The sequence below is a fragment of the Microbacterium aurantiacum genome (assembly GCF_040532595.1).
In the GTDB taxonomy this organism is placed as follows: Bacteria; Actinomycetota; Actinomycetes; order Actinomycetales; family Microbacteriaceae; genus Microbacterium; species Microbacterium chocolatum_B.
On the sequence record NZ_JBEVYX010000002.1, the window covers coordinates 243,699 to 257,142 of the forward strand.

Consider the following 13,444-nt stretch of genomic DNA (forward strand, 5'->3'; position numbering starts at 1 on the left):
TCGCGCGACACCCGGCACCCCCACGATTGGTTTTTCTGTGTCTCAGAGCTCCGCACCGCTGCCCGCCGCCGACGGCGGGGGCTACGACGCGCACGCCGTCCAGACGAAGTGGCAGCAGCGATGGGAGGCCGCCGACCCCTTCCGCGCCGGTGGGCCGGAGGACACCCGCCCGCGCAAGTACGTCCTGGCGATGTTCCCGTACCCGTCCGGCGATCTGCACATGGGCCACGCGGAGAACTACCTCTACTCCGACATCGTCGCGCGATTCTGGCGCCACCGCGGCTACAACGTCCTGAACCCCATCGGGTGGGACTCCTTCGGGCTCCCGGCGGAGAACGCCGCGATCAAGCGGGGAGCCGACCCGAAGGAGTGGACGTACGCCAACATCGATCAGCAGAAGGCGGGATTCCGGCAGTACGGGGTCTCCTTCGACTGGAACCGGGTGCTGCACACCAGCGATCCCGACTATTACCGCTGGAACCAGTGGCTGTTCCAGAAGCTGTACGAGCGCGGTCTGGCGTACCGCAAGGCGAGCCCCGTCAACTGGTGCCCGAACGACCAGACGGTGCTGGCGAACGAGCAGGTCATCGACGGTCACTGCGAACGCTGCGGCCACGAGGTCGTGAAGAAGAAGCTCACTCAGTGGTACTTCAAGATCACCGAGTACGCGGACCGTCTGCTGGATGACCTCAACCAGCTCGAGGGCTTCTGGCCGTCGAAGGTCCTGCGGATGCAGCGCAACTGGATCGGCCGTTCCGTCGGCGCCGACATCGACTTCCAGATCGAGGGGCGCACCGAGAAGGTCACCGTCTTCTCCACGCGCCCGGACACGCTGCACGGCGCCACCTTCATGGTCGTCGCCCCCGACAGCGACCTCGCGGCGGAGCTGGCGTCCGGATCCACGCCGGAGGTGCGGATGCGGTTCCAGGACTACCTCGAGCGCGTACAGCGCGAGACCGACATCGAACGACAGAGCACGGATCGACCGAAGACGGGCGTCTTCCTCGATCGTTTCGCGATCAACCCGGTCAACGGCGAGCGTCTGCCGATCTGGGCCGCCGACTACGTCTTGGCGGACTACGGCCACGGCGCGGTGATGGCGGTGCCTGCCCACGACCAGCGCGACCTCGACTTCGCCCGCGCCTTCGACCTCCCCGTGAAGGTCGTCGTCGACACGACCGCGCCGATCACCGGGGCCATCCCGGTCATCGAGCTCGACGAGAACGGCGACCCGATCGACCCGACGCTGGACGACCCGTCCCTCGACGACCTCGACCCCGCGCGCACCGGGATCGCACTGACGGGGGAGGGGCGCCTGATCAATTCGGGGTCGCTGAACGGGCTGTCCAAGCGCCACGCCATCGCCCGGATCGTCGAGGAGCTGAGCGCGGCCGGGACCGGCCGCGCCGCGAAGTCCTACCGCCTGCGTGACTGGCTGATCTCGCGCCAGCGCTTCTGGGGCACCCCGATTCCGATGATCCACACCGAGGACGGGGGCATCGTCCCGGTCCCGGAGGAGCAGCTGCCGCTCACCCTGCCCGACGCCCGCGGGATCGATCTCACACCGAAGGGCGCGTCCCCCCTCGGCGCGGCATCCGAGTGGATGCGGACGCAGGATCCCGCGACCGGCGAAGACGCCCAGCGCGACCCCGACACGATGGACACGTTCGTCGACAGCTCCTGGTACTTCCTGCGCTTCCTCTCGCCGGGCGACGCCACCCAGGCGTTCGACCCCGCGCAGGCGGCCCGGTGGGCTCCCGTGGACTTCTACATCGGCGGAGTGGAGCACGCCATCCTGCATCTGCTCTACGCACGCTTCATCACCAAGGCCCTCTACGACATGGGCCACCTGGACTTCACGGAGCCGTTCTCGAGCCTCATCAATCAGGGGATGGTGATCCTCAACGGCGCGAAGATGTCCAAGAGCAAGGGAAACCTCGTTCTGTTCCAGGAGGAGCTCGATTCCCACGGTGCGGACGCCCTGCGCGTCGCGCTCGCCTTCGCCGGGCCGGTCGAGGACGACAAGGACTGGGCGGACGTCTCGACCACGGGCGCGACGAAGTTCCTCTCCCGCGCGCTGCGCGTCGCGCACGACGTGTCCAGCGATCCCGACGTCGTCTGGGCCGAGGGCGACGCATCGCTCCGCCGGGTCACGCATCGTCTCCTCGCCGATGCCCCGGGCCTGATCGAGCAGACGAAGTTCAACGTGGTCGTCGCCCGACTCATGGAGCTCGTCAACGCCACACGGAAGGCGATCGACTCCGGTGCGGGCGCGGCCGATCCCGCCGTCCGTGAAGCCACGGAGGCCACGGCGATGGTGCTGGACCTGTTCGCACCACACGTCGCGGAAGAGATGTGGGAGGTCCTCGGCTACGACGGCTTCGTCGGCCTCGTCACGTGGCGTCAGGCGGACCCGATGCTCCTCGTGGAGGACAGTGTCACGGCCGTCGTCCAGATCGACGGCAAGGTGCGGGCGACGCTCGACGTCTCGGCGCGGATCGACTCGGCAGAGCTCGAGCGGTTCGCGCGCGCCGACGCGCGCATCGTCAAGGCGCTCGGCGAGCGCGAGGTCGTCCGCGCCGTGGTGCGTCCGCCGAAGGTGGTCAGCTTCAGCACGCGCTGACCCTCCTCCCCAGCGGGCGATCGGAGCGCAGCCGTCCACGGACGGGTGAGATAGCCGGATGCCGGCACGATGCCCGCCTAGCGTGGAGGCGTGTCCGCCCCCTCTCCTGCCGCGCTCCCGCCGGCTGCGCGGTCGGCAGCGCGGCGGTGGGGGTGGGGGGCGGCGGTGTCGCTCGTCCTCGTCGTGCTCGTGGTGACGATCGGGATCGGGATCGTGCGGTCGGCCGGCAGCCCGACCGTGGTGGTGCCGGTCGAACCGTCGGCCTCGGCGCAGATGTCGGAAGCGATCGCCGACGCGGGACCGGCGGCACCGGTGGAGGATGTCTTCGTGCACGTCTCCGGACGGGTGAGGCAGCCGGGGCTCTACGTTCTCTCCGCGGGCTCACGCGTCGTGGACGCGATCTCTGCCGCGGGAGGGTTCTCCGACGAGGCGGATCCCTCCGCGGTGAATCTCGCCCGACCGATCATCGACGGCGAACAGGTGCACATCCCCGCGCCGGGGGAGGCCCCATCCGCGGGCGCAGCCGGCGAGGGCGCAGCCGGCGGGGGAGCGGTCGGCTCCGGAGCGGTGGACCTGAATGCCGCGGACGCCGCCGCACTGGACACCCTGCCCCGCATCGGGCCCGCCATCGCGCAGCGGATCATCGACTGGCGGGAGCAGAACGGGCCCTTCACCAGCGTGGAGGACCTGCTCGCCGTTCCGGGGATCGGCGAGAAGCTCCTGGCGGGACTCCGAGATCGTGTGCGGGTGTGAGCGTCCCGGTCACCGCTCCGCGACCGACGCGGGGACTCCGGCGGCTCCGCATCGTCCCGGCTGCGGTATCGGCCTGGGTGAGTGCCGCCATCCTCGTGCACCACCCGCAGGCCGCCGCCGCGGCATCCGTCCTCCTCTGGGCGTGCGCTCTCACGGTGGTCGCCGTCGGGGTCCTGGTGCGGCCCTCGCGGAGGATCGGGGCGCTGCCGCTCGTCCTCGTGTTCTCCCTGGCCCTCGCCGCGGCGGCGGCGACCCATGTGGCGCTCGCCGAGCCACATCGCGTCGATTCGGCTCGGCTCCTCCTCGACGCGCCCGGGCGCGTCGAGATCACCGCGACGGTGGTGGGCAAGGTCGAGCCGTCGGCCCAGGGCGCCTCCTTCGTCGCCCGCGCCGAATCCGTGACCGCCTCCGACGAGACGCGGACCCTCGCGACCGACGTCGTCGTCGCCCTGAGCCACGACGACCGTGCGGCGATCGGCCCCCGGCTGGATGTCGGCGCCACGGTCCGTGTCATCGGTGCCGCGGCACCGGCGCGCGCGGGAGAGCGAGCCGTCGTGCGCCTGCGCGCCCTCGAAGTACCCGAGGTCCTGCGGGAGCCCGGCGGCGCCTTCGCCGTCGCGTCCGCGCTCCGGCACGGGCTCGTCCGGGCGAGCGCGCCGCTCCCCGCCCCGGGGGCCGGCCTCATCGCGGGCCTCGCGGTCGGCGACACGTCCGCGGTCTCGCTCGAACTCGACGAGGCGATGAAGGCGACCTCCCTCTCGCACCTCACCGCGGTCTCCGGCGCCAACTGCGCGATCGTCGTGGGGATCGCCTTCGTCGCCTCCGCGGCGCTCGGCGCCTCACGCCGCACCCGCGTCGTCGTCGGCCTGGCGGTCCTGGCCGGGTTCGTCCTGCTGGTCACGCCCGAGCCGAGCGTCGTCCGGGCCGCCAGCATGGCCGCGGTGTCGATGCTCGCGCTCCTCCTCGGCCGTCCGGCAGCCGGCATCGGCATCCTCACGCTGACCGTCGGGGTGCTCCTCGTCGTCGATCCGTGGCTGTCCGCCTCGCTCGGCTTCGCCCTCTCCGCCGCCGCGACCGGCGCCCTTCTGCTGTTCGCGCGGCCGCTCGCCGAAGGGCTGTCGCGCGTCCTGCCCCGCTTCCTCGCTCTCGCTCTCGCCGTGCCGCTCGCGGCACAGCTCGCGTGCGGCCCCCTCCTGATCCTGATCGTCCCCGAGATCCCGCTCTGGGGAGTGCCCGCGAACCTGCTTGCGGCCCCGGCCGCTCCCGTCGCCACGGTCGTCGGCCTCCTCGCCTGCCTCGCCTTCCCGTGGCCGGCCCTGCAGAGCCTGCTGACGTCGATCGCGTGGCTGCCCGCATCCTGGATCGCCGGCACGGCCACGGTCGTGGCGACGCTGCCGTTCGGCACGGTGGGATGGCACGAAGGGATCCTCGGTGCTGTATCGCTGGGCCTCGTGGGAGCCTGCGTCGGCGTGATCGTCGCGGGGTCTCGAGGAAGGACCCGGCGTGCGCGCCTCGTGCGACTGGTCAGCACGGTCGTCGTCGCCGTCGTGGTGGGGCTCGTGGGCGGCCGGGTCGCCCTCGACTCGGTGGCGGGTCCCTGGACCCTGCCTCGAGACTGGACCGTCCTCGCGTGCGACGTGGGTCAGGGCGATGCGGTCCTGATCCGCTCGGCGGGCGCCGTCGCCCTCATCGACACCGGCCCCGACCCGGATCTGCTCTCGCGCTGCCTCACACGGGCGGGCGTCGCCCGGATCGACCTGCTCGTGCTCACGCACTTCGACATCGACCACAGCGGGGGCGTCGACGCCGTGCGGGGCCGAGTGGGGCGTGTGCTGCACGGCCCGGTGGATCCGACCGACGCGACGACGCTCGCAGCACTGGAAGCCGCCGGGGCCCAGGTGACCCGCACCGGGAGGGGGGATTCGGGTCTCTTGGGGGCCGCGCGCTGGCGCACCGTCTGGCCGGGCGCCGGCGCCGGCGCCGGTGAGCCCGGGAACGATGCGAGCGTGGTCCTGGAGATCTCCGGCGGGGGAGTGCCGGATTCGCTCTGGCTCGGAGACCTCTCCGCGATGACGCAGCGTGTGCTGCAGGCCTCAGGCGCGCTCGATCCGCCGTACGCGCTGGTCAAGGTCGCGCACCATGGCAGCGCGGACCAGGATGCCGGTCTCTACGCCCTCGCCGCCCCGGCGATCGCGCTCATCCCCGTCGGCGCCGAGAACACCCATGGACACCCGCGTCCGGAGATCCTCGGCATCCTCGCGGAGCTCGGCGCGGAGGTTTCCCGAACCGATGAGGCGGGCATGGTGGCGATCAGCCCCACCGCCCCGGGCTGGCGGATCTGGACCGAGCGGGCACCCGGCTGACGGAGTCGGGCGTCAGGGGTCGCTTGTAGGCTGAACCCCATGCCCGCCCCACGTCGTCCCGCCGCCCGAGGGCCGAAGAGCGCCATCCCCCAGGTCTCGTGGCGACGACCTCAGCCGGCTCCCGTCGTCCTCGTCTCCGGACCCGAGGAGGTCTGCGCCGAGCGCGCGATCGCGGGTGTCCGCGACGCCCTGCGGGCCGAGGATGCGAGCCTCGAGGTCTCGGATGTCCGCGCCGACGACTACGCCCCGGGGACCCTGCTCTCGCTGTCCTCCCCGTCTCTCTTCGGCGAACCCCGCCTCCTCCGCGTGAGCGGCGTGGAGAAGTGCAGCGACGCCTTCCTGACCGAGGCGCTCGGCTATCTCGACGCGCCGCAGGAGGGGGCCACCGTCGTCCTGCGCCACACCGGTGCGACCGTGCGCGGGAAGAAGCTGCTCGATGCGGTGCGCAGCGGCCGCGGCGGGGGCATCGAGATCTCCTGCCCGGCGGTGAAGCGGGACTCGGACCGCTTCGACTTCGCTGCGGACGAGTTCCGCTCGGCGCAGAAGCGCATCGCGCCCGGCGCCCTCCGTGCTCTCGTCTCCGCGTTCGCCGACGATCTGACCGAACTCGCGGCCGCGTGCCAGCAGCTGATCTCCGACGTCCCGGGCGACATCACCGACCAGGTGGTCGAGCGCTACTACGGGGGTCGCGTCGAGACGTCGGCCTTCGTCGTGGCCGACACCGCCATCGCCGGTCGCTACGGCGACGCCCTCGTCGCCCTGCGGCATGCCCTCGCCTCCGGGGCGGATCCGGTTCCTCTCGTCGCCGCGATCGCGTCCAAGCTGCGGACGATGGCGCGTGTCGCCGGGCACAGGGAGTCCTCGAGCGCCCTGGCGGCACGGCTCGGATTGAAAGACTGGCAGGTCGATCGCGCGCGACGCGATCTCAGCGGCTGGAACGAGGCGACGCTCGGAATGGCCATCCAGGCCGCTGCGCGCGCCGATTCCGAGGTGAAGGGCGCCTCGCGCGACCCTGTCTTCGCGGTGGAACGCCTCGTGACCGTCATCGCGACCCGGACGCCGTTCGGCCACTGACACGTCGCCCTCGCGAACGACGAAGGCCCGCTCCCTGGGGGAGCGGGCCTTCGTCGTCGCAGGTACGCCTCAGAGCGACGCGACCTGCTTGGCGATCGCCGACTTGCGGTTGGCGGCCTGGTTGGCGTGGATCACGCCCTTGCTCACAGCCTTGTCGAGCTTCTTGTTGGCCTTGCGCAGCGCGGTCTCCGCGGCTGCCTTGTCGCCGGAGGCGACGGCCTCGCGGGTGCGACGCACCTCGGTCTTCAGCTCGCTCTTGACCGCCTTGTTGCGCTCGCGGGCCTTCTCGTTGGTCTTGTTGCGCTTGATCTGCGACTTGATGTTCGCCACGTGTGGACGTTCCTTCGCTCGGAGTGGTGGTGGAGTGCCGGCGACGCGAGAGGGGCGCCTCGGCGGTCGTGCGGTGGACCCACACGCAAGCCAAACAAGGATTCTATCAGGTCTGTTCGACTGTCGCGATCGCGAGGTCCAGCACGGCGTTGAACACGCGCGGGCGCATCGCGGTCACCAGGTGACTCGTACGTGGGACGACGATGAGCTCGGCATCCGCCGCCACGCGGGTGAACAGTCGCTCGTTCACGCGGAGCTGGTCGAACTGCCCGTTGACGAACCACATCGGCACGTCGATCCGCGCCAGAGCAGTCAGGAGGTCGAGCACCGACAGGCTGCGGAGGGCGAGATCCTGGGTGTCGAAGGCGTAGCCACCCGCCCCGAAGTCGGCGCGGGTCTCACCGGGCAGGGTCCAGTCGAGCACCCGATCCGTCAGCCACATCCCCCGATCCGGGAGAGCGTCGAACCGGCGCGCGAGGAAGCGGTACGCCGCGAGCCCCGGTCCCCGCGGAACCGCTGTGCAGGATGCCGCGACGAAGGCGGCGAGCGGCGGCCGCTTCTCACCGCCGGCGTACTCGATGCACAGGAGTCCCCCCATCGAGTGACCGACGAGGATGACCGGCCCGCGCGCGGCCGCATCCCGCACGGCGGCGTCGATTGTCTCGAACGCGCCCGCGACGGAGAACTCCTCCGACATCCGTGCTCCGTGACCGGGGAGGTCCACGGCGACCGCCTCGACCCCGCGGTCCTGGAGGTGCGCGACCTGCGCCCGCCACATCGTCGCGGACGTTCGGATGCCGTGCACCATCACCACCTGGACGACCATGCCGTCAGGGTAAGCCACCGCCCCCGTAGAATCGACGAGACATGTCACCTCGCGCCCTGAAGCCCCTCGAGCCCTCCGCCACGCCGCCGGAGCTCATCCGCAATTTCTGCATCATCGCCCACATCGACCACGGCAAGTCCACCCTGGCCGATCGGATGCTGCAGATCACGGGCGTGGTCGCCGACCGCGACATGCGCGCCCAGTACCTGGACCGCATGGACATCGAGCGTGAGCGCGGCATCACGATCAAGTCGCAGGCGGTGCGGATGCCGTGGCAGCGGGACGAGTCGGCGTACGCCCTGAACATGATCGACACGCCCGGCCACGTCGACTTCACCTACGAGGTGAGCCGGTCCCTCGCGGCGTGCGAGGGGGCCATCCTCCTCGTCGACGCTGCGCAGGGCATCGAGGCCCAGACGCTCGCGAACCTCTATCTCGCCCTCGAGAACGACCTGCACATCATCCCGGTCCTCAACAAGATCGACCTTCCCGCCGCTGATCCCGACAAGTTCGCCGCCGAGCTCGCGGGCCTCATCGGCGGCGACCCGGCCGACGTGCTCCGGGTGTCGGGCAAGACCGGGATGGGGGTCGAGGCACTGCTCGACCGCATCGTCGAGCAGATCCCGGCGCCGACGGGCGACGCCGATGCGCCGGCACGCGCGATGATCTTCGATTCCGTGTACGACGCCTACCGCGGCGTCGTGACATACGTACGGATGGTCGACGGTCAGCTCTCGCCCCGCGAGCGCATCCAGATGATGTCCACTCGCGCGACGCACGAACTCCTCGAGATCGGGGTGTCCAGTCCCGAACCCACACCGACCCGGGGTCTGGGCGTGGGCGAAGTGGGGTACCTGATCACCGGGGTGAAGGACGTCCGCCAGTCCAAGGTCGGCGACACCATCACGCACCACCGCGTCCCCGCGAGCGAGGCGCTTCCGGGCTACACCGATCCGAAGCCCATGGTCTTCTCCGGCATCTACCCGATCGACGGTAGCGACTACGGCGATCTCCGCGAGGCGCTGGACAAGCTGAAGCTGTCGGACGCCTCCCTGCAGTACGAGCCCGAGACCTCGGTCGCGCTGGGCTTCGGCTTCCGATGCGGGTTCCTCGGCCTCCTGCACCTCGAGATCATCACCGAGCGTCTCTCGCGCGAGTTCGGCCTGGACCTGATCACCACCGCCCCCTCGGTGACCTATGAGGTGACCACCGATACCGGTGAGACGGTGACGGTGACCAACCCGAGCGAGTACCCGGACGGGCGTGTCGCCTCGGTCTCCGAGCCGATGGTCAAGGTCGGCATCCTGCTGCCGAAGGACTACGTCGGGACCGTCATGGAGCTGTGCCAGACCCGCCGCGGCAGCCTGCTGGGAATGGACTATCTGAGCGAGGACCGCGTCGAGCTGCGCTACGACATGCCGCTCGGCGAGATCGTGTTCGACTTCTTCGACCAGCTGAAGTCGAAGACGCAGGGCTACGCGAGCCTCGACTACGAGCCGAGCGGACAGCAGGAGGCGGACCTGGTCAAGGTCGACATCCTGCTCCAGGGCGACAAGGTCGACGCCTTCAGCTCGATCGTGCACCGCGAGAAGGCGTACGCCTACGGGACGCTGATGACCGAGCGGCTGCGCAAGCTCATCCCGCGTCAGCAGTTCGAGGTCCCCATCCAGGCCGCCATCGGCGCGCGCATCATCGCCCGCGAGAACATCCGCGCCATCCGCAAGGACGTCCTGGCGAAGTGCTACGGCGGTGACATCACCCGCAAGCGCAAGCTGCTGGAGAAGCAGAAGGAGGGCAAGAAGCGCATGAAGATGGTCGGCCGCGTCGAGGTGCCCCAGGAGGCGTTCATCGCCGCGCTCTCCGGGGACGTCGAGGGCAAGTCCGCGAAGTAGGCTGGCTCCGCAGTAGTATCGGGCAAGATACCCGGGGGGGGCCATGGAAGTTCGAGATTTTATAGACCTGAAAAAGGTACGTTTCGGCTCGCCCGCTGCCGAACGAGATCCTGGTCTATACGAGTACTTCGTCGAGAGCGACGCCTACCGACGCGTCGCAGAGGGAACGAAGAGGATCGTGATTGGCAACCGGGGAGCGGGCAAGAGCGCAATCTTCCAGGTAATGGCCAGCAGAGAGAGAAGACAGTCGAACACATCGGTGATCGAGCTTTCCCCAGAGGATTACTCATACGAGCTTCTGAAGGAGACGATGGTTTCGGAGCTCGACGGCTCCTGGCGTAAGGAAAGCGCGTACGCCGCTGCTTGGAAGTACCTGATTTATGTTCTGGTGATGAAGGCTCTAACCCGCGACGGAGATCGCGGCAGCAAAAGTTCTTCTCTCGGCAAGATAGCCCGTTACGTGCGCGACAATCACGCGGGCGGGCAAAACGACAAATTCTCAGCGCTTATCTCCTATCTTAAGAGACTCGAGGGCGTGAAGGTCGGTCCGTACGAGGCCGGCATGAAGGTTCGTGAACTCCAGAAGCTATACAAGCTGGAGGAGGTCACGGACCTGATTCCTAACCTACGCGACGTGCTCGACCGGCATCGGGTCGTGATATTTGTTGACGAGCTCGATCGTGGTTGGGACGAAAGCGAGGACGCAAAGGCTTTTGTCGCTGGTCTCTTTCAAGCGTGCATAACGCTCAACTCGCTGCATCCAAATTTGCGTCTTTACATGAGCCTGAGGCAGGAGCTGTACGAAAACATTCCTGCAATATATGACGACGCGCAGAAGGTTCGAGACCTTACAGAGTACGTCAAATGGGACGAAGTCGGACTTCAGAGGCTTATGAACCAACGAATTCGATTTACGCTTTCCGAGAGTTTGCATGGCCACGCTCAACCCGAACTCCAGGCACTGCCTGACGAACTAATGTGGAGTCTGATCTTCTCTGAGACCCTCACCTACCGACAGAGCAATTCATTCAACTACTTGATCGACCGCACCCTCTATCGCCCTCGCGAGATAATCCAATTTGCAACTCAGATCGTGGAACAAGCCTTGACAGAGGCTCGGGGCGCACCGTTGGACTACGCGAGCATCGTCGTCGCGGAGCACAGTTACTCCGAAGAGCGTGCGCAAGACATCGCGGCTGAGTACCGCTTTCAGTTTGCGGATCTCTTGGCGGTCTTCGAGGCTTTCCGAGGGCGAACCTTCACGTTCGATCGAGATGAGTTGGAAGATCTTTGTCTTGAAATTCTGGTGGAGGATAAGCCGTCGTCCGTGGACCATCGTTGGATGGACGGATACGATCCCGAGCATCTCATCGAGGTACTCTGGCGCGTGGGATTCCTCAAGGCACAAGCGGTTGGAGGCATCAAAGGGCGAGCCCGAAGTGGAAGTACGTACCTCGGCCCCTATCAGGCAGGGAGCCTCAATCTCGGGAGCATCTCGCGTTTTCAGGTACACCCCATGTATCGCAGCTGGCTCGCCATGCGTGAACCTAAGGGCGACAACACAAGCACTGCACGCAAGCCTCGGGGTGACAGCGCATGAGTCTGGGCGTGAGCGGCGCCAATGAGGCCGCGAAGTAGGCTGGCCCCCATGCGTCGAGGAAACTTCCGGGACGACACCGTCGACTACGCCGCCGTCGGAGCCACACAGGCCCCCGACCTCATGCAGTATCCGCCCGAGCGGAGCATCCCGGCGGAGCAGTCGTGGCGCATCGGCAGCGGCGAGTCCCGATTCCGCTCCGCGGGGGAGGCGCTGCTGTCGTGGACCGCGCAGCGCGGGGCGGGACTCGCGCTGAGCGACGTGCGTCCGGCGGCGGGACCCACGTACGCCGGTGTCAGCTTCGATCCTGAGGGCGTGCCGGTCGCGCCGAGCCGCAGCGAGTCCGAAGTGCGCTACGACGCCGACGGCACCCCGTACGTCGCCGGCGGCACGACCGTCCGAGTGAGCGGTCGCGTGGGCGGCATGCGGGCCGATGCCGAACTCCGGGTCATCTTCGCCGTCGACGAGCCGCGTCGGATCGGCTTCGCGCTCGGCACCGTGGGGGATTCGGTGGTGAGCGGCGAGGAATCGCTCATGCTCGACTGGCACGACAACGACGAGGTCTGGTTCACCGTGCGCGCCTTCGACGCGCCGAAGGCGCCGTTCTACCGCCTCGTTCCCGCGCTGACGCGTCGCCGGCGCCGGGCCCTGTTCTCGGGATACCTCCGCGCGATCTCGCCCCTCTACGCGACGCCGGCCTGACGGTGGGAGCGGCGCTCCCCCTCGGCGATCCGATCCCCGCGTCCGGTCCGCTCGAGGAGACCGGCACCTGGGCGGCGGATGCGCCGTTCAGCGTGTACCTGCACGTGCCGTTCTGCCGTGTCCGATGCGGATACTGCGACTTCAACACGTACACCGCGCAGGAGCTCCACGGTGCTCCTCAGGACGCCTACGCCGACACCGTGCGCCGCGAGATCGACCTGTCCGTCGCGCAGCTCGCCGCGCGCGGACCCCTCCGCCCGGCGAGCACGGTGTTCTTCGGCGGCGGGACACCCACGCTCCTGCCGGCGGGCGACCTCGGTCGGATGCTGCGCGGCATCGACGAGGCGTTCGGCATCGCACACGGTGCCGAGGTGACCGTCGAGGCCAATCCGGACACGGTGCGTCCCGAGACCGCGACGACCCTCGCCGCCGCGGGGGTGACCCGCATGTCCGTCGGCATGCAGTCCGCGGTCCCGCATGTCCTGGCCAGCCTCGATCGCACGCATCGCCCCGAGAACGTCCGCAGCGCCGTCGACTCCGCGCGAGCGGCGGGCCTGCAGGTGAGCGTCGACGTGATCTACGGCGCGCCGGGCGAGTCCCTGGCGGATTGGCGCCGTTCCCTGGAGGAGGCCCTGGCGCTCGAACCCGATCACATCTCCGCGTATGCGCTCATCGTCGAGGACGGAACCAAGCTCGCACGGCAGATCCGCCGCGGGGAGGTCGCCGCTCCCGACGACGACCTTCAGGCGGACATGTACGAACTGGCGGACGAGCTCCTCGGCGCCGCGGGGTTCGCCTGGTACGAGGTGTCCAACTGGGCCCGCACGCACGAGAGCCGGTCGCGCCACAATCTCGCCTACTGGGAGGGTGCGGACTGGTGGGGCTACGGTCCCGGGGCGCACAGCCACGTCGCGGGCACCCGATTCTGGAACGTGCGCCATCCGGCGGCCTACGCCGCGCGCCTGGGCGCGGGGGAGTCGCCGGCCGCCGGCCGGGAGACGCCGGACCCCACCGCGCGGCTCTGGGAGGAGGTGCTGCTGCGCACCCGCATCCGCGACGGCCTCCCTCTCGACCGACTGCCCGCGTCCGGACGCCGCGCCCTCGCGGCCCTCATCGCCGACGGCCTGGTCGACGGCGCCGCGGCGGTCCACGGCCGCGTCGTGCTGACCCTCCGCGGTCGGCTTCTCGGCGACACCGTGGCCCGCGCCCTCACCTCCTGAGCGCCTCCCGACCCCGGCGGACCCCATCGAGTAGAATTGGCACTCGATTCCGGTGAGTGCCAAC

Annotated in this window: 10 protein-coding genes; 8 read left to right on the forward strand and 2 right to left on the reverse strand. The window is 69.1% G+C overall.

The annotated features are described in order from the left end of the window. Positions 1–37: 37 nt before the first annotated feature. The 4 genes from leuS to holA all read left to right on the forward strand — a co-directional run bounded on the left by leuS (position 38) and on the right by holA (position 6,813). Positions 38–2,623 (forward strand): leucine--tRNA ligase, encoded by a 2,586-nt coding sequence (leuS, locus tag ABXJ56_RS13425; protein WP_354000240.1) that lies wholly within the window; start codon positions 38–40, stop codon positions 2,621–2,623. Between the two features lie 90 nt (positions 2,624–2,713). Then, the gene (locus tag ABXJ56_RS13430) at positions 2,714–3,376 is read left to right on the forward strand and encodes a ComEA family DNA-binding protein (RefSeq protein WP_354000241.1); all 663 of its coding nucleotides are present in this window, start codon (positions 2,714–2,716) and stop codon (positions 3,374–3,376) included. A 77-nt stretch (positions 3,377–3,453) separates the two neighbouring features. Further along, positions 3,454–5,739: a ComEC/Rec2 family competence protein gene (locus tag ABXJ56_RS13435; RefSeq protein ID WP_354000242.1), complete on the forward strand. Its 2,286-nt coding sequence runs from the start codon at positions 3,454–3,456 to the stop codon at positions 5,737–5,739. Between the two features lie 39 nt (positions 5,740–5,778). Further along, a complete protein-coding gene (gene holA, locus ABXJ56_RS13440) occupies positions 5,779–6,813 on the forward strand; it encodes a DNA polymerase III subunit delta (RefSeq protein WP_354000243.1) in 1,035 nt (344 codons plus the stop codon). Positions 6,814–6,882: 69 nt separating this feature from the next. Here the strand turns inward: holA and rpsT are convergent, their stop codons facing one another. Together rpsT and ABXJ56_RS13450 are read right to left on the reverse strand one after the other, a co-directional pair. After that, on the reverse strand, positions 6,883–7,143 hold the full coding sequence (gene rpsT, locus ABXJ56_RS13445; RefSeq protein ID WP_354000244.1) for a 30S ribosomal protein S20: 261 nt from the start codon (positions 7,141–7,143) through the stop codon (positions 6,883–6,885). A 106-nt stretch (positions 7,144–7,249) separates the two neighbouring features. Continuing rightward, the gene (locus tag ABXJ56_RS13450; protein WP_354000592.1) at positions 7,250–7,969 is read right to left on the reverse strand and encodes an alpha/beta fold hydrolase; all 720 of its coding nucleotides are present in this window, start codon (positions 7,967–7,969) and stop codon (positions 7,250–7,252) included. A gap of 41 nt (positions 7,970–8,010) precedes the next feature. On the opposite strand from ABXJ56_RS13450, the gene lepA reads away from it, so the two are divergent. The 4 genes from lepA to hemW are packed head-to-tail and all read left to right on the forward strand — an operon-like array spanning position 8,011 to position 13,380. Next, the gene (lepA, locus tag ABXJ56_RS13455) at positions 8,011–9,861 is read left to right on the forward strand and encodes a translation elongation factor 4 (RefSeq protein WP_354000245.1); all 1,851 of its coding nucleotides are present in this window, start codon (positions 8,011–8,013) and stop codon (positions 9,859–9,861) included. Positions 9,862–9,904: 43 nt separating this feature from the next. Continuing rightward, complete coding sequence (locus tag ABXJ56_RS13460) at positions 9,905–11,461, forward strand: P-loop ATPase, Sll1717 family (RefSeq protein ID WP_354000246.1); 1,557 nt, start codon at positions 9,905–9,907, stop codon at positions 11,459–11,461. 48 nt (positions 11,462–11,509) lie between these two features. After that, positions 11,510–12,160, forward strand: a complete 651-nt coding sequence (locus ABXJ56_RS13465; RefSeq protein WP_354000247.1) for a DUF1990 family protein — start codon at positions 11,510–11,512, stop codon at positions 12,158–12,160. Positions 12,161–12,162: 2 nt separating this feature from the next. Further along, complete coding sequence (hemW, locus tag ABXJ56_RS13470) at positions 12,163–13,380, forward strand: radical SAM family heme chaperone HemW (RefSeq protein WP_354000248.1); 1,218 nt, start codon at positions 12,163–12,165, stop codon at positions 13,378–13,380. The last annotated feature ends 64 nt before the right edge of the window (positions 13,381–13,444 follow it).